The organism is Salinivibrio sp. ES.052, assembly GCF_900141775.1.
Classification (GTDB): Bacteria; Pseudomonadota; Gammaproteobacteria; order Enterobacterales; family Vibrionaceae; genus Salinivibrio.
In genome coordinates, this window is record NZ_FSRI01000003.1 from 66,474 (window position 1) to 90,922 (window position 24,449).

Annotated in this window: 18 protein-coding genes; 2 read left to right on the plus strand and 16 right to left on the minus strand. The window is 46.6% G+C overall.

Annotation, left to right across the window (positions count from 1 at the left end; all coding sequences use genetic code 11):
• Nucleotides 1–41 precede the first annotated feature (41 nt).
• From tssA to tssB, 13 genes are read right to left on the minus strand one after another with little or no spacing between them, the layout of a single operon-like run.
• Nucleotides 42–1,451, minus strand: a complete 1,410-nt coding sequence (tssA, locus tag BUQ98_RS13250; RefSeq protein ID WP_074214283.1) for a type VI secretion system protein TssA — start codon at nucleotides 1,449–1,451, stop codon at nucleotides 42–44.
• Between the two features lie 2 nt (nucleotides 1,452–1,453).
• Entirely contained in the window at nucleotides 1,454–2,128 is a 675-nt protein-coding gene (gene vasI / locus BUQ98_RS13255; protein WP_074214284.1) for a type VI secretion system-associated protein VasI, read from the minus strand.
• Nucleotides 2,125–3,705 (minus strand): sigma-54 interaction domain-containing protein, encoded by a 1,581-nt coding sequence (locus BUQ98_RS13260; RefSeq protein WP_074214285.1) that lies wholly within the window; start codon nucleotides 3,703–3,705, stop codon nucleotides 2,125–2,127. The genes vasI and BUQ98_RS13260 overlap by 4 nt, the downstream gene beginning before the upstream one ends.
• Before the next feature lie 2 nt (nucleotides 3,706–3,707).
• Nucleotides 3,708–6,353, minus strand: a complete 2,646-nt coding sequence (gene tssH / locus BUQ98_RS13265) for a type VI secretion system ATPase TssH (RefSeq protein WP_074214286.1) — start codon at nucleotides 6,351–6,353, stop codon at nucleotides 3,708–3,710.
• A gap of 38 nt (nucleotides 6,354–6,391) precedes the next feature.
• Nucleotides 6,392–7,162, minus strand: a complete 771-nt coding sequence (gene icmH / locus BUQ98_RS13270; protein ID WP_074214287.1) for a type IVB secretion system protein IcmH/DotU — start codon at nucleotides 7,160–7,162, stop codon at nucleotides 6,392–6,394.
• Nucleotides 7,162–8,496 (minus strand): type VI secretion system baseplate subunit TssK, encoded by a 1,335-nt coding sequence (tssK, locus tag BUQ98_RS13275; RefSeq protein WP_074214288.1) that lies wholly within the window; start codon nucleotides 8,494–8,496, stop codon nucleotides 7,162–7,164. The genes icmH and tssK overlap by 1 nt, the downstream gene beginning before the upstream one ends.
• Nucleotides 8,497–8,501: 5 nt before the next feature.
• On the minus strand, nucleotides 8,502–8,978 hold the full coding sequence (gene tssJ, locus BUQ98_RS13280) for a type VI secretion system lipoprotein TssJ (RefSeq protein WP_074214289.1): 477 nt from the start codon (nucleotides 8,976–8,978) through the stop codon (nucleotides 8,502–8,504).
• 2 nt (nucleotides 8,979–8,980) lie between these two features.
• Entirely contained in the window at nucleotides 8,981–10,447 is a 1,467-nt protein-coding gene (gene tagH, locus BUQ98_RS13285) for a type VI secretion system-associated FHA domain protein TagH (protein ID WP_074214290.1), read from the minus strand.
• A gap of 2 nt (nucleotides 10,448–10,449) precedes the next feature.
• Nucleotides 10,450–11,451 (minus strand): type VI secretion system baseplate subunit TssG, encoded by a 1,002-nt coding sequence (gene tssG, locus BUQ98_RS13290; protein WP_083605295.1) that lies wholly within the window; start codon nucleotides 11,449–11,451, stop codon nucleotides 10,450–10,452.
• Entirely contained in the window at nucleotides 11,415–13,184 is a 1,770-nt protein-coding gene (tssF, locus tag BUQ98_RS13295; protein ID WP_074214291.1) for a type VI secretion system baseplate subunit TssF, read from the minus strand. The genes tssG and tssF overlap by 37 nt, the downstream gene beginning before the upstream one ends.
• Before the next feature lie 5 nt (nucleotides 13,185–13,189).
• On the minus strand, nucleotides 13,190–13,627 hold the full coding sequence (tssE, locus tag BUQ98_RS13300; protein ID WP_074214292.1) for a type VI secretion system baseplate subunit TssE: 438 nt from the start codon (nucleotides 13,625–13,627) through the stop codon (nucleotides 13,190–13,192).
• A gap of 2 nt (nucleotides 13,628–13,629) precedes the next feature.
• A complete protein-coding gene (tssC, locus tag BUQ98_RS13305; RefSeq protein ID WP_074214293.1) occupies nucleotides 13,630–15,102 on the minus strand; it encodes a type VI secretion system contractile sheath large subunit in 1,473 nt (490 codons plus the stop codon).
• A 43-nt stretch (nucleotides 15,103–15,145) separates the two neighbouring features.
• Entirely contained in the window at nucleotides 15,146–15,655 is a 510-nt protein-coding gene (gene tssB / locus BUQ98_RS13310) for a type VI secretion system contractile sheath small subunit (protein WP_074214294.1), read from the minus strand.
• Between the two features lie 786 nt (nucleotides 15,656–16,441).
• Between tssB and BUQ98_RS13315 the strand changes: the two genes are divergently transcribed.
• Nucleotides 16,442–18,529, plus strand: coding sequence for a methyl-accepting chemotaxis protein (locus BUQ98_RS13315; protein WP_083605296.1), 2,088 nt, complete (start codon nucleotides 16,442–16,444; stop codon nucleotides 18,527–18,529).
• A 103-nt stretch (nucleotides 18,530–18,632) separates the two neighbouring features.
• On the opposite strand, the gene BUQ98_RS13320 is transcribed toward BUQ98_RS13315, so the two are convergent.
• Complete coding sequence (locus BUQ98_RS13320; RefSeq protein ID WP_074214296.1) at nucleotides 18,633–19,460, minus strand: MalM family protein; 828 nt, start codon at nucleotides 19,458–19,460, stop codon at nucleotides 18,633–18,635.
• A 63-nt stretch (nucleotides 19,461–19,523) separates the two neighbouring features.
• Nucleotides 19,524–20,699 carry a maltoporin LamB gene (gene lamB, locus BUQ98_RS13325; protein ID WP_074214297.1) on the minus strand — a complete coding sequence of 392 codons (1,176 nt, stop codon included), beginning with the start codon at nucleotides 20,697–20,699 and terminating at the stop codon, nucleotides 19,524–19,526.
• 412 nt (nucleotides 20,700–21,111) lie between these two features.
• Here lamB and BUQ98_RS13330 point away from each other — a divergent pair, with 412 nt between their 5' ends.
• On the plus strand, nucleotides 21,112–23,076 hold the full coding sequence (locus BUQ98_RS13330; RefSeq protein WP_074214298.1) for a glycogen debranching protein: 1,965 nt from the start codon (nucleotides 21,112–21,114) through the stop codon (nucleotides 23,074–23,076).
• A 42-nt stretch (nucleotides 23,077–23,118) separates the two neighbouring features.
• Here BUQ98_RS13330 and BUQ98_RS16840 read toward each other — a convergent pair.
• A protein-coding gene (locus BUQ98_RS16840; RefSeq protein WP_139294610.1) for an IS3 family transposase occupies nucleotides 23,119–24,347 on the minus strand; the annotation gives its coding sequence in 2 pieces (ribosomal slippage) (nucleotides 23,119–23,996 and nucleotides 23,996–24,347; 1,230 coding nt in all).
• Nucleotides 24,348–24,449 lie beyond the last annotated feature (102 nt).

The following is a 24,449-nucleotide window of genomic DNA, read 5'->3' on the forward strand; positions in this document are numbered from 1 at the left end:
CTATTTTGAAAAGATGTTTCCACATGAATTTTCGCCCTTAATCACTCTGACGTTGTATTGCGTTCAAGTTGTTCAACCAAGCTGGGTTCCCAGTCGGTGACGCTCATGGTTTTAATTTCTTGATTTAGTGTTTGATACTGCTCCTGAGCCATGCTATTGAGCTGATTAGCTTGCATTAAATCCGCTGAAATCATCCGCCAATAGAAGTGCTCGCGAGGCTCTCTTGACGCCTGTAGCCCATCGTTAAGCATGGATAGAGCCACCGCGATACCACCCTCTTTTGCCAGCGATAACGCTTCTTTTCTCTTTTCCTGCCAATCACCGTTGGTCGTTTGCCCACCCGCTTGGCTGGCAGTGCTATTGGCCAACCAGTCTTTTACGGCATCAGAGACAAACGGCTCTCCACCCTTAAATTGTAAGTCTTTTAGCCCAGGAAGACGCTCGAGGAATTGACTAACTTCGGACTGAATCGCTTCGCACCAGCTTTCATGTCCAAGCTTTTGTGCAATGGTATAGCTCATTAAATGGCCATCAAACCAATAAGGAGCCATCGTGAGACTTTGTTCGACTTGCCGCCATAAGGCCAGGTCAGGGTGCCGGATTTTGTCTTGGTAATCCTTGACACGATCTTGTTGCATACCTCGCAACTGAGTCTCGCCACCTGGTTTATGATCAGGCAGAGCCGTAATGCTATACCAGACAGCATAACGACGAAGCCGAATAGCAAGCGCCATACCATCATCTTGCTCAGCCAAGAACGAGGCAATTTTAAGTAGTGTTTGTTTTGTTGCCTTGTCGCTAGAGTGGTCAACATCCAATCCTGAAGATGCCGTCGTTGTCGCTGCACGTGATGATGTTTGCGATTTTTCTTTAGGCGTTTGATTAGCCCGTTGACGCTCCTCGGCTTTTCGACATTCCGCACGGATATTAACGATGACGCTATTCACCACATCGTTCGCTAACCCTTTCTCTTCGATCGCCTGCTCCCACGCTTCCACCGCTTGGGTAAGTGATTCCCGATCTTGCGCATCGAATTGACCAAAGTCTGTTTTGTCTACCGCGATGGAGAATCGCTGAGCCATTTGGCTGAAAAATTTTCGACGGGGTAAGTGACCACGCTTTCCAGGCGCAGGAAAACTTTCCTCCCAGAATTGAGACATGAAATCTGCCATCACTTCAAACGCCAGGATAAAACGCGCTGGAGAGGCCTGGTTATGTAAGCACTGAAGCAGATAGGTCAACAACTTAATGTCTTTACTCTTCTCTGCCAACAGTGTCACGACACTGTGCTCTACTTCATCCCATTGCACATCAGCATGGGACAGCGAACCCACCTTCATCATTTGATCTTCAACAAAGTCAAACAACGGATCGTCCACTAACCGCTCGCCCACGGCGCTGTTCTCGGAGACTGGTTGCGAAATACAGCGCTTATATTCTTTCAATTCCATGTTTACCAACCACAACGAGAACGAAGCGCACCCAGTGTCTCAGGCAACGGCTGGGTGTCAAAAGTTAAACCATCAACGTATTGGGAATTTGAACGAATGGTTAAGCGATCTTCTGTAGACAATGCCTTCATCAACCGAATAGCAGGTAATCCCCGCGACGAGGAAAGCACGACCCCTAAATCGCCATTGCGCCAGTATTGCGTCTGACCATTTGGGAAAGTCAATTTCATTCTCCCATCCTCGATAGGCTCGGGAAGCATCAGTTCAACGCGGCTTAAATTATCGATACAACTGAGCATTAACAGCGGCTGTTCACCGCCTCGGAAACTAGTTGAAATGTTACTCGCCCGCAATGTAATCCATGCACTGCTACCTCGACCCTCGCCTTTCTCTGTCAACGACCAAGACTGGGGAGCGCTTTGTTGTGCTGCTATCATCGCTCGTCGCCATTGCAACGGCTTTTGCGATTGATTGTCTCTTGCTTCAACCGGTACCACTTGGGTGTTAAATACACGATCAAAGCAGGCAAGACGATCGAGTCGTGAAGTCACCGCGCGGCATTGATTGGCCTGTTCAACTTGTTGCTGAGTAGATACGAGAGTGCTCCCTATCGCGGATGGCGCCAATATGGACGCCAGCATGACCCCTGCCAGGACAAAGTAGTTTTGTTTATTCATGAGGCTTTGATCTCTAGTTTTCGGCACTTATAGGTCAAGGTACGTTTCGGTATTCCTAAACTTTCTGCAGCTTTACTTTTATCGCCATCGAACTGCGACAATCGATCCACGATGATCCGTTGTTCAAAATCAAGCAATGCTTGTTTTAAATCGGCAATGGATGCTGCATCAATATTCAGTACGTTGTTAGCCATCGATGCTCCATTCGCATACCCAGCAGGTAATTCTGCACTTTTGGTCAGCGCGAGCGGAGTATGCCCGCTATTGATACACCCACTGAAAGTTGTCGTACCAATTGATTCACCGTCAGACGTTTGCGCACAAGCATATTCAATGAGATGCTTCAACTCTCGCACATTACCCGGAAAGGTATAGCCCAAAAGAATATCTAGCGCTTGAGACTCAAGATCACGAATTCTTGTCCCATGTCGCTGATTGAACTTAGCTATAAAATGGTAGCTAAGCTGGCGCACATCCTCTTTACGTTGAGCAAGCGAAGGCACATGGATCGGATACTGTAATAAGCGGTAGTAAAGGTCTTGACGAAATGAACCTGATTTCACTTTTTCAAGTAGATGAACATGCGTTGCAGACACGAGGCGAAAATCAGATTGACGTTCTCGATACCCACCTACCGGCCGAAACGATCCTAATTCCAGTACACGAAGAAGCTTGGCTTGCAAAGTCATAGGCATATCACCTATTTCATCAAGAAATAGTGTGCCGCCATCTGCTTGCGCAATCAGGCCCTCTTTGTCTGTGATCGCCCCAGAAAAGGCACCTTTTTCATAGCCAAATAGCTCACTCTCCAATAAGTGCTCTGGAATTGCAGCACAATTAATGGGAATGAACGGTTGATGCTGACGAGGTGATAAATCATGCACTGCACGTGCTACCAATTCTTTACCACTACCGGTTTCTCCCTGAACAAGTACCGATAGCTGCGATGAAGCAGCATTGGCGATTTGATCACGGAGCCGGCCCATGAGGGCACTGTCTCCAATTAAAATCGGCGCCAAGCTCGCCGCCCGCTCTTGCTGACGAGTTTGTTTCTCTATGTCGGTCAAAGACGCTTTCAACGCACGTCGAGTGCTTTCTTCCCCTTCCATCTCACTTAATAGTGACCACTGATGTTCAAATACATCCAATACTTGTAAAAATGACGCATCCTTCCAGAGTCTAGATAACGCTTGACTATCGCCCACAAGGCAAAGAAGGAGCTTCACGCTCTTGTTATCATGGATCAATGGCTGAATTGATACCGCCTCAAATAAGCCGAGCTCTCCAATAGTTCGAGAAAAGGCACGGTTGGACTGCCAAAAAACGATGTCTTCTGCCGCTAAGTGCTTGGGCATCACGTTTTGCAATACATGTGCAAATGGCGTGTCAAAATCGGTTACAGACCAAGATTCCCCACTGGCATGGCAGACAAGTTGCCTGCCATCACAACTAGGAACCAGCAGCATTCCTTTGCGCAGCTTGAGCTCGCTGACCAAAATCTGGATAAAGCGAGACTGCAAATCTGTTGTTCGCCTTTCCCGAGCTAAGTCAGTAACATAAGCTAGCCAGTTATGCATTCTTACTCTACCTCGCCTTTGAATTCGCCATTTTCTGCAAACAGGCGAACACCCGTGATTTGCGCCTTATCGGCCAACTTGTTTAATAGCGCCAATGACACCGGCGGTAACAGCTGCCCTTCGATAATCGCCTCAAGCATTCGTGCACCATTTTCACTTCGCGTTGCACGTTTCAAAATCTCTTCGATAAGGCTGTCATCGATATCAACAGTTGCGCCATAACGCTGGGCGAACGTGTTCTCAAGATGCGTTAACTTGCCACGTACGATTTCTGCTAAGACATCACGTTCAAGCGGAACATAAGGCACCACTTCCATTCGAGCCAATAAAGCAGGCTTAAAGAACGCTGCTAATTCTGGATATAGAGCATCATCGATGCTGGCTTTGTCATGGGCATGGTCAACAATCGTCTGATAACCCAAATTTGACGTAAGGAAAAACACGGTGTTTTGGCAGTCGATCATGCGCCCTTCACCATCAGCCAGCTCTCCTTTATCAAAGGCCTGGTAGAAGATGTTGAGCACCTCAGGATGAGCCTTTTCCACTTCATCAAGAAGCACCACGGAATAAGGCATTTTACGGATCGCTTCAGTGAGGACACCCCCTTCACCATAACCAACATAGCCAGGAGGAGAGCCGATGAGGCGTGAAACCGTATGTTTTTCTTGGTATTCAGACATATTGATGGTGGTTAAAAATTGCTTACCCCCATAGAGTTGCTGAGCGAGCTGAACCACCGTTTCTGTTTTTCCGACACCACTTGGGCCAACCAATAAAAACGCCCCCTTAGGACGGCCAGAGCGTCGTAAGTCAGCACGTGCAGTCAGTAAATGCCGATGTACGCGCTCAATAGCGATGTCTTGCCCTTTAATCGCCTTACCCAGTAGCGTTGTCAGATTGGTGATTTTATAGAGCTCATCGCTGTTCATCTGATCGATAGGTACACCTGTCCAATCCGAGATGACTTCTGCCACCTGCTCAGCATCAACATGGGGGTGCATCAAGCGTTGATCGTGAGGGATCGCATTCAGTGCATCATATTTTTCTGCTAACGTCTTAGCCAGATCGGCACGTTCTTCCTCTAGCGTGCCTTGTTGCTCTTCAGTGAGCACAGACGCTTGGTCATCATCGGATGGAGGGGTTAGCAACGCCGCTCGTCGTTCAATAATGTCCTCAATGAGGCGTCGCTGTTCATTCCAGCGAACCTGTAAGTCTTGCTTTTCAGCTTCATCGGCTTGCTCTTGTGTCTCCAACTCATCCAAGCGCACTTGATCAATAGACTGACCAATATATTGTGCACGCTTTAGCATCTCTATTTCTTGCTGACGTTGGTGGCAGAGTGTCTCTAATAGCGCTAGACGCTTGGGAGGCGTAGTCAGGTTAATAGCAATCCGTGCGCAAGCAGTGTCGAGCACATCAATGGCTTTATCAGGTAGTTGACGCCCAGATAAGTAACGTGCAGACAGCTCAGCCGCCGCTTTTAGCGCATCATCGGCAATCAGAACCCCATGCGCTTTTTCGTAGACACTTCCAAGTCCTCGCATAATGTCAACAGCTTGGTCGACAGACGGCTCTTCAAGCTTAACAAGCTGGAAGCGACGAGTCAGTGCGGGGTCTTTTTCAAAGTATTTTTTGTACTCTTTCCAGGTCGTCGCTGCGATAGTACTCAATTCACCACGTGCAAGTGCAGGCTTGAGCAAGTTTGCTGCATCGCTACCTCCTTCCTGGTTTCCTGAGCCAATGAGCGTATGAGCTTCATCAATAAAGAGAATGACCGGGTTCGGCGCACTCTTTATTCCGTCAATGACGCCTTTCAAGCGTTTCTCAAATTCTCCTTTAACCGAAGCACCTGCTTGCAGTAACCCTAAATCAAGACAAAAGAGCTCAACGTTTTGCAGGCGATCGGGCACATGCCCTGCGGCAATACGCAGCGCAAGCCCTTCAACCATGGCACTTTTACCGACCCCAGCATCACCCACCACGATAGGGTTATTTTTGCGACGACGGCAAAGAATATCGACCATCAAATTGAGCTCTTCTTCGCGACAGAGCACTGGGTCAAGCTCACCATTTTTAGCTTGTGCGGTAATATTGGAGCAATACTTATAAAGTGGGGAGTCACTCCCTTCAGCCACTGGTGCTTTTTTTCCTTTCTCACCCTTATCCATCACCGCCGTCTCAGCGGAGTCTGCCACGATTGCCGAAAAATGCGTTTTTAAGCTTTCTCGATTAATACTCGCCAATAATTTAGAGGCCGGGCGAGACAAGTAGCGATCTGCACGGTTCAGAACAGCGAAGAAAACGCTGCCAGAACGTAACTCCGATTGATTGAGTTCAGTGGTCGATAAAAGCCATGCTTCCTGTAGTCCCTCGACCAATAATGGGGAAAACGCCGGATAAGTATCCAGTGTGTTATCACGCTCATAGTTACCAGCAAGGGCTTGTTTAAACAGCTCAATATCAATATTCGCTTGTTTAGTAATAAGTCGAATATCAGACAACGGATTATCTAATAGAACCTCAAGGAAGTGCTCGATCAACACTTCAGGGTGATGGCGCTCGATACATAATGAAGCGGCTTGTTCGAGCGCTAATTTACTTTGCGCATTCAACTTAGAGATGAGGGTGGATAATTCAATTCGAATCACAGGGACACCTAGTTCTAATCAATATAATGTTGTTCGGCTTACAGCAACTGGTTAAGTTGGCTAAGTACGCTTTCGGACTTTTCATGAAGAAAATATGAATAACCGGCGAAAATACTGGTCCATAAGACGATAAACCCAACAAAAACGGACCAAAGGGGGACTTGACGGCTGAGTGCATATCGAGTGCTTACGACATGATCACTACCCTCACTCAGTTGTTTTGGTTGCTTTTCGTCATCGAGAAACTGGTCGTATAGTCTTTTTATGACCTTTTCTCGTTGCGCATGTCCACCATCAATCACTCTATATTTGCCTTCAAAACCCAAACACAAGCAGTGGTAAATAAAGACCAGTAATGGCTGATACCTTTCTGGCTCACTTTCCAAGCGACCTAAGATGGTAAAGACTTTCTCACCGCCCCATGTTTCATTGTGAAAACGTGAAAGCATCGAATGTTCAGCCCAACACGTTGAAGCGCCCCATGGCGTCCCCATCACGGCTTCGTCGAGAAAGGTGCACAATATATAGCGATAAGCCATTAAAACGGCATGCTCATAACCTTGCTCGGATAGCTCGATTTCAATCGCTTTTATTTCTTCGATGGTTTGATGGTAAATCTGCTCAATGTTTTCACAACTAGATAATGAGCGCACCCGCAGTGCAAGACCAAACAATGGCGTGGCTGCATCAACCAGCGCGTTAGCGTTATGACCACGTAGCTGAAACCAGTAATCTTGGTCATTATTAATTTTCTCAACGTCATCAAATAGAAGATCGTTAAACACACTTTCGTCAGTCGCTGCCATCATCAATCTCTTATTGCCCAGAATTGAATATCAAGATCGTCAAATGCTGCCGCTACATGGAACGCAAAACCACTAGAGTTTGCTAACATTGACCAAGCGGCGCTTTCTTTATCCAGCTGATAATAGGTATAACCTGCATGATAGGGCAGCTGACGCGGCGCAACCGGTAGAGGGATAAGCGGGATACCCGGCAGTTGCAAAGAGATCAGTTCGCGAATTTTCTCAACAGAAGAAACCTTGGTTTGCTGAGTGAACAATCGTCGTAATTCGTCTAACGGCATGCGTGCCTTCACGGCAACAATAAACTCAGCCGACTCCATTAATTGCGGATCTTGAACTGGTGCCACCATCAGGCCGTAGCTACGCTTATCGAGCTGAATAGATACTGCACGAGGCTCTAATACCACACTGAGACTCTGGCGTAAGAAACGAATGACTGGCCAAAATGCATCACCAGGCATATCGTGATTATAAGCGGGCATCGCTGGAGCAAGTCGGCTTTCATCGGTAAAGGTTGCCAATTCTCCACAAATTGACGATAAACACTCATACAGGCGTTCAGGGTGCAAGCTGCCTAACGATGCAAGGTGTTTCATTTGCGGATAAAGGCGGTTTAGCGAGTGCAATAACATAAAGTCTGATACATCCGCGACACCGCCTTGAGAAGGGGAGCTAATACGTTGAGCGATGTTTTTGGCGCGTTCCTGCATCAATCCGGCCATTTCGTTGATAAAGCGGTGCAGTGTTGCATTGCCCGCCACATTGAAATGACAAGGAATAAAGTCTTGATCCAGAACCACACTGCCGTCGGGACGCTTTTCAGAAATACGCGCGATAGGGATCGCCGCATAAGCGCTGCGATCTTCTTTCTCCAGCATCAACTGCAAGTGCACTGGTGACACGTCTAACGTGGTCGTATCGCCCTGAATACTTTGCACATCACGCACATCAATACGACGACTTTCATAGCGACCTGAACCTTTTTCTTCTGGCCAGTTTACTTCCATAATCGATTCACTACGTAAAGGAATCGCGAGGTATATTAGCTGGTTAGAGAGAGAGCCATCTTCTATCTCAAGCGCGTCAGGCATAACATCTTCTTGAGGAATGCGGAATGCCGTTCCATCTGGCATCACGCCCACCGCTCTCTCTATCGCAATTCGACCAAACGCTAGATACTCTGGATTTAGTGACAATTCAGCAATGCCATACAAATATTTGCTTATTGAAGTTAATCGCTCTTCCAATAAGTATTCACTGTAACGTTGGTGCTGCTGAAAGTGCTGAGGCTTAATAAAGAGTCCTTCGCTCCATATCACCCGGTTACGTGCAAACATTAGTTTTACTCTACCTTTTCTAATTTCACGTCATAATCTTTGAAGAGCATAAGCAAATGATACTCTCGGCCTTTATTTAATACTTTGACGACTTTCTTCCACTCGCCCAAGTTAGGCTCAGAAAAATACGCCATGACACCGATGTAATTTGTGTCTTCATTGATCTCAAATGCATTGACAAACTTGAATTGACCTGGTGTCAGCACATAATCATAGTTATTAATAAAATTACTACTAATCGCATCTTCATAATCCGTTCGTAATTGGTCAAACCCCGCAGACATGAACATAGAGTCATCTTCCAGTTCAAACACCTGTACTTCTATTGGCACCGAGTCACCCGTGATATTTGGGTTAACTCCCTCATCGCTCACTAAGCTAAATGTTACAGTTGTTGGTCGCTCTTCAGGTTGATATTCATCTGAAGAACTACACGCTGTTAATACCAAAATTACGCACAAGATACCTAATTTCTTAAGCATGATTATCTCTCCAGTTGTTTTTCACGAATACGCTTGTCATACACCTGCTCAAATATTTCCCAAAAGAGCTTAGAAAACCCTTGCTGACGGTTAGAGGTTAGCTCTCGGTAGTAATTGCAGTACATTTCCCATGCCCACGCGGATTCACCCTCTTCATGGGCATCCGTATTACGTCGGCAATGCTGGAAACGTCGTAATAGCACGTCAGGAGAGAATGCATTGAGAATTTGATCAAGGGCTTCTGATATTGCATCCTGCGTTGCTTCATTATGATCTCTTACATTTTTTAAACTTTCAGCAATTGCCGCAGGGGCTGAAAGATGTACTAGACTTTTATCTGCGTCATACATCGTTCCAACTGTCTCTTCATAAGAGAGCCCAAGCCGTAGTGGGTTATCTTCAATAGGCTGTAGGTTACGGTTCATCGTACCAAAGCGTCCCTCTGCTGCTTGTTCGTGCAAAGCCAATAGGCCTTTTAAACATGCCTGAAGAGACTGTCCCATCTCCTGTGAGAGGAAATGCATCCTTTGAACATCTTGTTCATTGCTCACTCGAACCCCGAGGCCCTCTAGCATCGGACCCGTTAATAAATGCTTGCCATGTCCGGCACTTTCATTTGACGGGGACGGATCATTGTTCAAACTCTTAGCCACTTCTTGCTCGAGAAGTCCTAGCTCTTTTTCATCCATTGGCTTCGTCTCACTTTCTGTCAACGTGGAAGGCATATGATGGGCTGCCGTTTCAATTGATTGTGCATCCAATACCTTTTCATGTGTTTTGTGGCTGGTGTTCTGCTGCTTTCTCTGACCAAAACCAAAAATACGTTTCAACCGAACAGACGCAGACATGGTATCTTCGCTATCCGCTTGTGGCGTAAAAGATGGACCTTTTCCTGTAAGGTTTTTCTTTGAGATAAGGCCGCTATCATTCGCGTTCTCTGATAGATCATTACCCAACAGCCAGTTTGTACCCTGCGCTTCTACTTTTGCTTCTAATTCGACCAGAGGATCAATGGGGGCTGATGCATCCTCAAGCTCTAGCTCGTGGTCAACAGGCTCATGTCCATTGGCCAGTAAGTCGGTATGGTGACCATCAAAAAGCGTATCAATATGGCCGGTATCTATCTCACCATCCTCTCCAGTCAACACACGTATTTCATACGGGCCTATTTGCATTTCATCTTTGTGTGCTAAGCGTGCTAGTTGGCCCTTACCAAGCGGCATATCAGCACCATTAACAAACGTTTGTCCACATCCATCCCGCACGCAGAAAGCACCGTCTACGACCAAAATTTCACAGTGCAAATCATGGACTCGACCCAACCGATCTTTCAATCGCCAACTGGCTGAAGGCGATGAACCAATAGTCCCACCAGATTCCACAAAACGAATCTGAGCGGATAAGCCTGATTCCAACGTTTGAGCATTGGCAATCACAAGTACTATGCCATTTTGATGTTGCGAGACCATGTCTATTGCCTTACTTGAATTAATACACGCTTATCTTGCAAATCTTCACCGAGAAAAGATGTCCACCCCAGCGCGACTTTTTTCCCTAACTGAAGCGCGGGCGTCTCTTCATCCATCATCGACAACTCTAAATCGAATGCCATCTGCTCTCGCAAAATGAATTCAACTAATTTACATAAAGGCTGATACTCTTTACCTACTGGTAAAAAGTCGTCAAAACGCTCCCTAGTTAACTCTTTGATACAAATGATAAATTTTCCATTACAGTCAAAAACTGTCTCACCAATCACAGTATCTTCACCTAACCGACCATTCATACAGCCAAGAGACATTTGCTGATCTTTCGCAATCTTTACTTTGCGCGTGACCCATTGACGAATTTCTACCTGCTCAAGATCGAAACAATGAGCGATAATGCCAGCAACTACTGTAGGTGAACGGCTTCGCCCCGCTAACGTGCCAGCATACGCCAGCATCTTGCACCAGTTAATCGGCGTCTCACCACGCAGCTGCGTATCACCAAGGCCCACTAAAGCAAATAGCTGTGCTGAGAATTGGTCCTCAGCACCAGGCTGAAATCTCACGTAGTAACGGTATTTGCGCCAGATCCGATACACCAAAGCGATCAATCGGTTGTTAAAAAAGTCCAAAAATGGTCTTTTAATTCCGCCAGGCTCTTCATGGAGAAGTTGCTCAGTGATAAATGCTGGTAAAGGCGACTGTGATCCTGCAAGACCTAAGAAATTCGTAAGCACTACCGTGTGATCATTGACTTGATCAAGCGATGCTATATCTGACGCAGCAAACCCAAGGCTTGGGTTGGCACTGAACACCAACTGGCATTCACGCTCCCACTCTTCTTCCTCTGGATTAAGCCCTTTGTACTTTTGTAAAAGCTCAACTAATTGGAAAAAGCTATACACTCTCGCATCTTGAACAAGATCAGCCGCACTGGGTGCCAACTCATCTAGATGAGTGGTTGCATCCCGACTCTCGTCTGCCATGTATAGGTCTCGTTATTCGTTGTGTTGATAACGGTAAGCTCATGAAAAGAATTAATACTCGCGTATAACGAGAAAAAGTGGCTGAGCACCGTTCCAAATAAATATAAATCGCCTTCCGAGCCAAAACCGTCTTGATTGAGATAAATCGTGGACTGCAAACCTCGAACCGGCATGCCACGTAATAACTTATCCATGGGCTTGGATTGAATATCTTCAATCGCGTCTAGGCGTTTCTTACCCACTCGCTCTGCTTGACGATCCACCAACGCACGAAAATCATAAGCGGTTAATACACAGCTCAATGCGTCTTTTGACAGGAGCGACAAGTAATTCAACGATAAATTAGAAATCAACATCCATAGCAAGCTGCCATCCAGCACAGGCCTCAATGCTTGCGTTGGGATTGTAATATTTTCGAACTCTGCAAATGGCGGTGAACTGTCCGTTGGATAGCAAATATCTCCGACACCTAAGTCCAATGGAAGTTGACGATTTGTGCAGGTCAGCTTAATTGACACCGCCTCATCGACATCGACGGATGCTGACTCATCCCCGCGAATAAACGAGATAAAAGAATCAAAACCATCCCCGCGAATGCTGTTTTTCACCCGTGAGCGGTAATAAAGGGTTTCTCGATTACGCACCCGCTCTACTTCATGTTGAAAGCTCTCAAACGGGGTATAAACCCGCTTTTGACCACGTACCGGTTTACCATCAATGACTTTGTCTTGCCGACCCGTGACGCTATCAATACTGAACACTTCATAATGGGCTGGCTTACCGCTTGATGGAATAACTTTGTATTCAGTGCTCTTTCCGGTGAGATCGATCGGGTCTGCGTCATGATCAAACAAGTTAATGACGGGGGTGCAATAGAGCTGAAAGCTCTCTGATCTCACTCTGACATCTGACGGCAACGTTTTAGACAAATGTAACTGCACCGTAAACTGGCCGTAGACATTGTTCGGTATTGCCTTATCTAAACCGCTAATATCAAAGAAATGAAACGCTTCAGGAAATGACAAATATTCCTGCAAAACACGATAACCGTCGTAAACATTTTGTGGATAGGGCAATAGACCATCGCCAGGATTAAATCCAACCGATGAAAACGCATCTCTTGGTAGCGAGAACTCAGTGCCATCGACGTGTACCGTGAGTTTTTCGAGATGATGACTCAGCCACAAATAGATCATTTGTGCGCTATATTTATCACCACCAATGTAAAAACGCAGCGTGTTGATATTGGCATCTCTTACCGACATATCACCGTCTAAGGTCATTTGCAGCTGAATTGTCGTCGCTTCACGTGTGTGTTCAGCGTGAACGTTAGAGCAATACAGAGGGTACAACTCAACCTCTCGGCAAGTTTGAAAGCGACACTGGGTTTCCATAACAGGCTTACTGTCAAGCTCCGTCCCCTTAGCAACAACTTGCTTTTCGCTCAAACTCCCTTCTGGCTTAAATTGTGCGATGCACATACTCGGTACTGGGCGCAAATAGTTGGGCCAGAGCATATTGATAATCGAGTGAGTAAGCTCAGGAAAATCATCATCTACTTTTTCACGCAATTTACCGGTTAAAAACGCGAACCCTTCCAACAAACGCTCTACGTCTGGATCTGTGTGTCGACCATGTAAGAAACGTGCGAGTTGAGGATGCAGCTCAGTAAAAGCTTTACCTTGCTCTTTTAAAAACGCGAGCTCTTCTCGAAAATACTTGTCTTGCGTCATGCGGTTTACAACACTCGATATTGGCGGTTCTGGTCTAAAAGCAAGCTAAGTTGAACTTTCTCGTGGAGCGCTTCGCTATTAACGGTGGCAACAATGTTGAACCGCAGCATGAGTGGTGAGTGCGGATCAAAATCTGATGTCACTAAAATATTGGTAAGCCGCGGCTCATATTTTTCCAAACACTCTTTAATTGCGAGTTTCACCCTCAACGATAAGTCTAAACTTTCGAGCGTGGCATCATTGAAGTCAATTAAACCTAAACCCGGTGAGCTTTGGGCGCCACCCACGCGAGTATTCAACACATTTGCAATGTTGCGTTTAATCGATCTCACGACATCTGGACTACTCGGGCCTTGAGTTATAGACACGGGTTTGGCGTCGGCTTCAAGGCGCTCCAAGAAACCGACACCAAATGCACTGTCTTCTAGCGCAACGTATGCCATGATTACTGATCAAGCCTACCAACAAGAGACAGTTCGAAGTTCGCACCCATATATTTAAAATGAGGGCGAACAGACAAAGATACCTGATACCAACCAGGGTTACCTTCCACATCACTCACTTCGATTTTGGCGGCACGAAGTGGTCGACGGCTACGCACGTCTGCTGGTGGGTTTTCTTGATCAGCAACATATTGCTTAAGCCAAGTGTTTAGCTCGCGCTCAAGGTCTTGTCGCTCTTTCCAAGAACCAATTTGCTCACGTTGCAGCACCTTGATGTAATGCGCGAGGCGATTAATAATCATCATGTAAGGAAGCTGTGTACCAAGCTTGTAGTTCGTCTCTGCTTCTTTACCTTCTTTGGTATTTGGGAATACCTTAGGCTTCTGAATGGAGTTAGCAGAGAAGAACGCAGCATTATCACTGCCTTTTCGCATGGTCAGACCAATAAAACCTTCTTCCGCAAGTTCGAATTCTTTGCGATCAGTGATCAATACTTCAGTCGGGATCTTAGACTGTAGCGCCCCCATTGACTCATAAACATGAACTGGTAGATCTTCTACGGCACCTCCGCTTTGTGGGCCAATGATATTTGGACACCAACGATACTTTGCAAAGCTATCAGTAAGACGCGTTGCAAACGCAAAAGCCGTGTTACCCCAGAGATAATGCTCGTGATCTTGACTAACATTCTCGTGATAAGTGAAAGACTTGATTGGGTTTTCTGTCGGGTCATATGGCACACGCAACAAGAAACGTGGCGCTGCTAGGCCAAGATAACGCGCATCTTCAGACTCACGCAGTGAGCGCCATTTAGTATATTTAGGGCTCTCGAAGATAGACTTAACATCTTTGATATTTGGAAGCTCTTCAAACGACTCAATACCGAAGAACTCAGGCCCTACACTCGAGATAAATGGCGCATGTGCCATTGCCCCCAACGCACCCATATATTGCAGCAATTTCATATCTGGGGTAGAGGGTGTAAAGGCATAGTTACCGATAATAGCGCCTGTTGGCTCACCACCAAATTGACCGTAACCTGACGAGTATACGTGCTTGTACAGACCTGATTGCGTTGTTTCTGGCGCGAATTCAAAGTCGTCTAACAACTCTTCTTTAGTTACGTGTAAGACATCAACTTTGTTGTTCTCGCGGAAGTCAGTGCGATCGACAAAAAGTTTAAGTCCACGCCATGCTGATTCCATCTCCTGGAAAGAAGAGTCGTGCAAAACCTCATCCATTTGAGCACTGATCTTTTTATCAAGCTCAACAAGCATCTGATCAACAAGCGCTTTGTTGACAGGTTCTTCGGTTTGGTTGTTACCAACTAGATTTTCAATAAAGGCTGCAACACCTTTCTTCGCGACATCATAGCCCTCTTCGCTAGGCTCAATACGCGTTTGCGCCATGATTTCGTCAAGTAAGCCACCTTCCTTGACTTCAGGAGACTCTACTACTGATTCACTTGTAGACATGTTTCTATTTCCTAAGGCTTAATTTACTACTGGTTTGAATCAATTACTCTTTCGGAGCATCGTCGTCACTACTGACCACATTCAGTTCAGCAAGCAGTTTTTCGCGCGATTCTTCAGAGTTAAGCAGCTCCTGCAGACGATCACGAAACGCAGGAATATTACCAAGAGGTCCTTTCAACGCGACAAGCGCTTCCCGAAGCTCTATCAATTTTTTCAGCTCTGGAACTTGGGCAGCAATAGAATCGGGGGCAAAATCATTCATTGATTTAAAAGACAACTCCACAGGGAGCTCTGCATCTTCATCATCGGCAAGTCGATTTTTTACAGTGGTGGAAAGACGTAAATTGCTTTCACGCATTACATCTTCAAAATTGTTTTTATCTACCGAAACTGTTGCACGCTCCTCTACAGGCGTATCTTCTGTATGCCCCTTAAAGTCACCAACAACCAAAGTTTTTAGTGGGAGCTCTACTTCTGCTTGCTGATCACCCGTCGCGGGGACGTACTTGATATTAATGCGCTCTTTAGGCGCTACGCTTCCTTCTTTGGACACTTTGAACCCTCGATACCTTCACCAAAATGACAGCACAGCCAGGAGTGACCCTGTCACGCTGAACTGCGTTAACATCTTAAAAACATCAATGACTCGCTGTGCTGCTATCACTGACGGTGCGCCAGCATACATAACGAAAAATTAGACATTAATTAAAATTACACAATTTTGGAGCAATGCCTCATATTTGTATTTTATGTTCAAAATCCCACGAAGAATTGACACTTTGACATTTTCATGACATACGAAGTGTAATGATTATTTTAGTGAGCAATAACTCTAAAACTAGAGTAAACATGCTAATTTTAATTGAGAAAAAAATGACAAGACAAGCGGTTGAATCGTTAAAATACCAACATATTATTAATAGATAAGCATGAGTCAATGCGTAGAACTGGTAGCACATCCGCTGATATGTAACCTCATCCACCTCGCTACGCCCTTCTTACTTACTAACAGAAGTGTGAATAAGAATAAATTAAGAGGAAGCAAATAAGGACACGGTGTGATCCTCGCAGCATTACTGCATCGGCATGGATAATGTTATGTGCGCAGGATCATTTTAATCTTATCCGTCGAGTTCGTCCTTCCCCCTATTGCTCTCCTCCTTATAATCCCCCACTAAGGAGGATGTGCCCTTTTCTTAATTAAGTAACACTAGTGTCACTTATCGTCTCTGTCGGCGCGCTACCGGTTGTGCCATCACTCTTCGCACGACGCCATTGTCTCGCCACTCGACGACTCAGAGTATTTCTTTGTGCGGTTTTCTTTGTGCGGATAGTGATTATGAAAAAGTTGCGTACCCTTTCTATAAGTCAACGGATAAGCTTAGCTGCCTCATCCATCGTCCTGATCGGTCTTGGAGCAGTGAGTGCCGTTTCCTTGTCAACGCTGAATAGCAGTCAGTCAGCAATGTCATCCCAGGTCACTGAAAACGTAAAGCGTGATCAAGTGATTAAGATGCAAAATCGCGCGACCGCGATTAGCGAGGAGATCCATGCGTATATTGCCTCTCCTCTCGACACGGTGCGAACTATCGCTCAGATTTATACCTCCGAAGCGGAAAAAAATAAGTCAGCACGGATCCTCGACCGAGATGATATACCTCGGATCATGTATTCGATTTTGAAACGCCAACCTGAATGGCACAACATCTACACCGAGTGGCAAAAAAACGTGTTGGGCGCCGATGCTTTTTACTACGGCGACCCAACAAGCGCTGTAGATGGCCGCTATGTGCCGTCGGTGTCGGTAGATGAGAGCGGGGAAATGCGCCTTACCGCTGCGCAAAATTTCTCTGAAACCAATCCTTGGTATCAATGTCCGGTGAACACACAAAAAGATTGTATCACCGACCCGAGAACCGCTGAGATTAATGGCAAAACCCAAACGGTGTTTGATGTGACAACCCCCGTTTTCCGTTTCGATAAAACCGTTGCCATGGTGGGTAGTACATTGACTACAGCACAAATCCAGTCCATTCTGGCTAAACGTGCCGACAGTAACGGTAAGCTGTTTGTTGTCAGTCAAAATGGCCGAATCGTTGCTAGCACCGATCAACAAGTCCAGCATGGTGCCGCGGTCTCCAAACTATCCTCTCCCGCGTATCACTCTCTTGCCAAGCTTCAAAAGCAAAGCCATAAAAGCCAATTCAAACAAACCGATTCGCACTTTTATGTGTCGCAACCGATCGAATTTGGCAATATGTCTCAGACGTGGTCAGTGATGATTGTGACCCCCAAGCAGGCCGCGATGGCCCCCGTCACACAGCTGAATCAAATGATGACAGACGCCGAAAGCGATATTCAAAACACCATATATTGGGTGAGTGGCCTCGTGCTTCTGCTGGCCTTTGTGATCATTCAAATCGTTATCAAACGTCAATTAGCACCGTTGAGTAGCGTCGAGCAATCGATTCAAGCGATAGCCCAAGGTGGTGGCGATTTAACGCAGCGTTTGTCGGTTAATGGTAAGACAGAGATTGATCGTATTAAACACTCAGTCAATCATATGTTGGATGCGCTGCAATCGATGGTGGGACAAATTCAACAAGCAGGTGGGCGCTTATCCGACACATCAACGACAGCCAATAACGCCATCACCGATGCCCACCAAGCCCTGTCTGATAATACCGAGACACTACACCAAGCCGCGACCGCGATGGAACAACTGACCGCGACCTCAAAAGATGTGGCAACCAACTCTGAAGCCTCAAAAGAGAAAAATACCGCAGTGGTTTCATCGCTGAATCAATGCATGGAGAATGTGGCTAACAATGTGGCACGTAACCAAACCGCCAACACAGATCTGCAAAAAGCCAACAGTTTTGTCAGCGAAGTCAAAGCCAGTGGTAGCGATATTGCCTCTCTACTCGACGACATTCGCGGCATTTCAGATCAAACCAACTTGCTAGCGCTCAATGCCGCGATTGAGTCGGCACGCGCCGGTGAGGCTGGCCGAGGGTTTGCGGTCGTCGCTGACGAGGTACGTGCCTTGGCCCAGCACTCACAAAAATCTGTCGACCAAATCGTATCGACGCTTGAAACCTTCAACCAACTCCTTACCGATATTGAAGCTGTCATCCAACAAGGTGAGCGTGGTGCGGCGGAGGGTTATCAAGCGAGTGTTTCCGTGCAGGAGACCTTAACCGAGATTGTTGATTTGGTGCAGCAGCTAGGCGATATCAATTACCAAACCGCAGGCGCGGCGGAAGAGCAAAGTGCAGTCTCTCGGCAGGTGGCTGAAAACATCCAGGCACTGTCACAACGCATAGAACAAACCTTGTCACTCAGTGAGCAAGCGCAAGGCGCAAACCAAACCCTCAACCACGAGGCCAAAACGATTCGCCAACTGGTCGATACGTTTACGGTCTAGTTTCCAGCCTTACCTCTCATACTAAAAAAGGGCAACCAACGTTGCCCTTTTGAGGTTATGTCTTGTTGAAGACGCGATGTAAAACGTAGCTTAAATGGTGAGATTACTTCTTGTCTAATTGTGCTTTCATCGCGTCACGAAAGACTTGGTCAGCGTCAGTAATACCCAATTGCTCCGCATCACGCAGCAATCCCATTGCTTTGTCGACATCATTGTCTGCAATGGCGGCCCGAATAGCCTGGTGATAAAAACTAACGCTTTCTTGTTGCGGGCGTTCAGTGGCGGAGAGCGCTGGTAGGATTGTAGACTGAGCCTTGTTACGTGCGCCCAATGCGGTTGCTTCGATGGAAAACGTGCCAGTCAACGCGCGCGGCACTTGAATATCGCCTACTTCGGGTAAGTAGTTACCTCTTCCCTCTGCGTCCAATTTCGCTGGGTGGCTAACCGCCACCGTTTCATTAAGTTTATCTTTATCGGTAAAAATAACCAAATAGAGCGAACTGTCGCCAATTTGTGGATGGACTTTAATATTCCCTTGCAAACGGTTTCCATCGGCTAGACGGGGCTTTAGATAGACCAACCCCTCATCATCAAGCTCAGCACGAATATCGCCAGACTGGTTAATGACTTTAGCACTTGGGACAAAAACACTATCGTTGACTTCTGCCTCAATATTGATAGCTAATCCATTTTTTACCATAGGCAAGTCGAAAATGACGCCAGGGCTATCAATGCTATAGATATCGAGGACTTGTGTTTGCGCGGTGACCGCTATTTTTATCTCTTTGTCCATTTTTATCGGCAGTTGTTTCGCTTTTTCAATCTGCGTCACTGCCTTTCCTGTCGGTGCAACCTTATATTGGTTATCAACGAACGTCGAGCACCCACTAAGTAATAATAGCCCAGAAACAAATAACACTTTCTTATTCATGTAAAACACCTAAAAAAATAGCCGACAATTGTCGGCTATGAAAAAAGACAGTTTAAAAAAGACTTACCACCAAGCTTCCAATTGCACACCCGTTACGAACTCTGAGTCACCCTTGTCACCAAACGTATCTCCTTCTTCATCCGTAATATACGTGCCGTAGAAGCGAATTTCAGGACGCGACCAGAAGCTGTCACCCATTGCCCATGCTTGAGCTAGAGTAAACTTGTGGCCTCCTTGGTCTGTTCCTTGATTTTCGCCATCAAAGAAGCCGACCTCACCAATGGTGCGCATCGTATCGTTCCACTTATAAACAGGGCGCACAACTGCAGTGAACATATCAGAGTCACCCTCACCATCGGTCAAATCCGACCCATTGTGATAAGAAAGCTGATGTCCGAGTTCCATTGACGACCCAACATTCATCACACCCCAGTTGATAATACGATAGCCTTGCGCATCGTTTTTATCGTCTGAACCACGGTTGTACCATGCACCAGACCCAAAGCCAGCAATCTGATCACCGTACCCTGCAGAGCCATATTGCAAGATTGTTTGGTTGAAGCCATTGTCCATATTCTGATGCACAATACCGGTTAGCATAATACCATCATCAGCGGCTTCGGTTTGGTCATCTTTTTCTGTTGCAAAGTTATAGGCCGTGGCAAGCTCTAAGCTAGCGTCTTCCCACAAGCCAATATTGGCTAAACGTGCATCAAAAATATAGCCTGAAGACTGATCATTTTCTCCATCTTGAACAAACGCTAAAGAAAGCTTTTGGTCGCCCAATGAAATATTTTCGATACCACCACCGGTACCTGACGTATTCAAGAAATAGAAGTCAGTAATGTGGATGTCTTTACGTTGATAATAACGCTTACCCGCCCAGATAACGGCTTCAGGGTCAGATGCAATCACACCTTTGGCTTGGACATTAAATTGCGCGACATTAATCTCGCTATCTTCCCAACCATTTTGACCTTTGTCGCTAGAGGCAATCATCGATTCCAGCTTCCATGATTGCTCTCCGGTTTGAAGCTCCTCTGAAAAACCGAACTCGTAGTAGTTATCGTCTTCGTTACCCAAACGACCAACTTTATTCTTTTCAAAAGCACTATCACCTGCACCATCACCACCGATCGCAGCACCCGCACGAGCATAACCATTAAAATCGACAGCGAACGCTGAGGTGGCAGTGACAGCAGCTGCGACAGCCGCCGCAATTAAACTTACTTTTCTCATACCTTACTCCATAATGCGCCTTTTTTACGTGTCTCTTCACACCGGCAGTGGGTAGTGGAAAAAGACAGTGTGTCCAAGGCTTAGCTTTCTTCGTTATCCTGGAAATATCCTATCCCTGCACACTAAAGTGCGCGTCATCCAGGGATGTGGTTGAAGGGGGAGGAGGAGTAAGGAGGAGCTAAGGCGGATTATCCTAACTTGTCGACATCGATCACTGAACCAAGGCGTAATTGGTAATTGGGTTTCTTTTTTACCCCCTACAAAACGTCGAACAGATCACTATTAATAATTTTATTCATAGCGATATGAAACTTTATTACATGAGGGGCAATGATCATAAATGTGACGTCAGATTGAATTATTTATAGTTAACCGCTCTAATAGCGACTCGTCTCATTTAACGGTGTTAGTTATGTCGGTTTGTTTCCCATCTCCTTATGTATTAGGGGCGCAATTACACCCATCAGGCTGTCGGTTTACACTGTATGCGCCAGACCAGGACGGCGTACATTTACTATTGTGGCATCAAGCGCACCAACCTCAGCGGATCGCTATGCACGAATATAAGCGTGGCTACTGGACACAAGATGTTGCTGATGTCGTTGCAGGGCAAGAATACAGCTTTGAGGTCTCACATGATGGTCAAATCTGGTGTGTGGCTGACCCTTATGCTCAGGCCATTACCGGCCCTTTAACCTATCAGCCTCCCTATACATCATCGCAAAGCACACAGGTTGCGCGCTGCCAAGTCGTCGATCACGACTTATTTGATTGGCAAGGCGTGTCATCGCCCCAACGCTCAATGTGCGATACCGTTATTTTCGAAACCCATGTTAAAGGGCTAACTCAACAGCACCCAGATGTCGCGCCAACACAGCAAGGACGTTATTTAGGCTTGGTGTCACCAGCGATGTTGGCGTTCTATCAACAACATCAGATTAATTGCCTGCAACTGCTGCCGATTGCCTGTTGCTTACCGGAGCCGCATTTACTCAGCCAGCAAAAAACCAACTACTGGGGCTACAACCCATACGTTTGGATGGCTCCGGATCCACGCTACGCGGAAAAAAATGCGGTTGACGAGCTGAAAACGGCAATACGCGAACTACACCGCCACGACATCGAAGTCATTTTAGACGTGGTGTTTAATCACACGGCGGAAGGCGGAGAAGGTGGGCCGATTCTTCATTATAAAGCGCTTGATCATGCCATGTACTTACATGATGGCCAACGGCTGCGCAACCATACCGGCTGTGGCAATACCATTGATATACGCCATTCTGCTGCAATGAAGCAGGTGCTCGACACCTTACGGATGTGGGTCACCGACTATCACGTGGATGGGTTTCGGTTCGATCTCGCCGCCACCTTAGGGCGAGACGGCGATACCTTTGATCCCCATAATGCCTTTTTTCTGGCCATCGCCCAAGATCCGATCCTTTCTAAGGTCAAATTGATTGCGGAACCATGGGATATAGGCCCCGATGGGTATCAGCTAGGACAATTTCCGGTTAACTGGGCCGAATGTAACGATAAAATCCGCGACATCACGCGCAGTTTATGGCGAGGAGAGCCAGGTATGCTACAGGATTTCGCCACGCGGTTGATGGGGTCACGCGACTTTTTCAGCGCAGCGTATTGGCCGGATCACCTGCCCATCAACTACATCACCTACCATGATGGCTTTACCCTGCAGGATGTGGTCAGTTATGCCAAGCGGCATAATCACGCCAATGGCGAGAACAACCGAGATGGCCATGGCGATAATCGCTCCGCCAACTATGGTGTTGAAGGATCCACAAACAATACTGATATTATTGAGATAAGAACTCGGCAAAAAAGGAATATGATGGCGAGCACCCTCTTCTCGCTGGGGACGCCGCACATTCTAATGGCCGATGTTTTAGGGCACTCGCAACAGGGAAACAACAATGCCTATTGCCAAGACAACCCCATCAGTTGGTTAAATTGGCAAACGCAGGATCATGTTTGGTCAAACTGGCTTGCCACCATGATTGCACGTCGCAATGCTATCATACCGCGCTTTATTGATGCGTTGAGTGGCACACAGCGCCATTGCAATCAGATTGAGTGGCGACATCCGAATGGCGATCCTATTCACGATCATCAATGGCCAAGCCTGCAAGCACTCAGCTGTCAGATCACACTCGGTGCGCATCATTCTGACGCGGGTCAATCGCTGCTCATTGCCATTAACAGCGGCGACACCGCGCACAACCTACGGCTTCCACCAAATCATCAGTGGCGTATTGTCTGTGACAGCGCAACCAATGAAACAACCATCACCACACCCGAGCCATCTCTGATATTGGCAGGCAAGCGCTTTGTAGTCTGCATTGACGGTGACTGGCTGTAGCCCAATATTACCCTGTCCCGTCCTAATATAGGTTGACAGTTTTTAGGCCAGCTCCAGTAGCTGGCCTTTTTTATTATGCACCTGATTGGGGGTTGCCATACTTAAACTTAGGTGCGGTCTCATTTCGTTGTATATCGCTATCGATTCTTTTACCAGTATTTTAAGCTCTGTCAGTGTCTTACACCGGTACAGTAAAAACTCATGCTTCAGTATGCCATTGACTCTTTCCGCTAACGCGTTTTGGTAGCAATCATAACCATCCGTCATCGACGGCTGGATTTGACTCTCCTGTAGCGCACTCTGATAAACGGCTGAGCAGTATTGCGAACCTCGGTCTGAGTGATGTACCGCATTGCCGATATAGCGCTTATCTTTGACGGCCATTTTCAGCGCTTTCACTACATTGTCGACTTTCATATCTTCGCTAACGTGATGACCCACTATCTTGCGTGAGTTGGCATCGGTCACCAGTGACAGATAGTGCACACCTTGGTCTGATTCAACATAAGTGATGTCGCTGACCAGTACATGCGCAGCATCATGCAGTCCGTCTTCTTTTAGCAGGTTAGGATGCTTCTTCATCCAGTGCTTACTACACGTAGTTTTTGTGTAGCTTTTCTTGGGTTTAACCAGTAAGCCTTCGCTTCTCAGATAGCTAAAAAACCCGTCTCGCCCTAGCTTAATTTCGTGTTCAACTAGCTTGGGCTTTACCAACGCGTAGAGCTTACGCGCCCCTAACCTCGGCATATACTTACGCCAGTATTGGACCCAGTCTCTGATGATTGATAGTTCAGCTCTTCGGCTTTCCATTCGAGCAACGGCTTGATAGACACCTTGCCGAGAAATGCCTGTGGCACGACATGCCGCCGCTAACTTTATTTTACTTTTGGCTTTGGCTTGCCAGATGTACCGGATAAGTACTTTTTTCTGAGGCCGGCTCCGTACTCATTGTCCATGATATCGACCATACCATTGAGGATTTGGTTACGCAGTTTCTCTTCGGCTAACTCACGCTCAAGGCGCTTGATAGTTTCGGATGGGGTTTCTTTTGAATGTGGCATAAGGGGATGCTGAAATGGCTTCGACCAATCGAGTCTACCATGTTTTCTGAGCCAGACGAGTACCGTTGAGCGGCCCTGAATGCCAAAACGGGCTTGAGCTTGTTTGTACGTCATTTCGCCTTTTTCAACACGCTCTACAACGCCTAATTTAAAGGCTAAGGTGTAATCACGTTGCGTGCGCTTACGGCTTGAATTACTTGATGTTGTCATAAAGAAGTCCTCTTTATGTCAACGTATTTCAGGACGGGACACCCGCATCAAAAAAGGCAGCTAATGTTAGCTGCCTTTACTTTAGCGTTCTTGCTTCGCCTG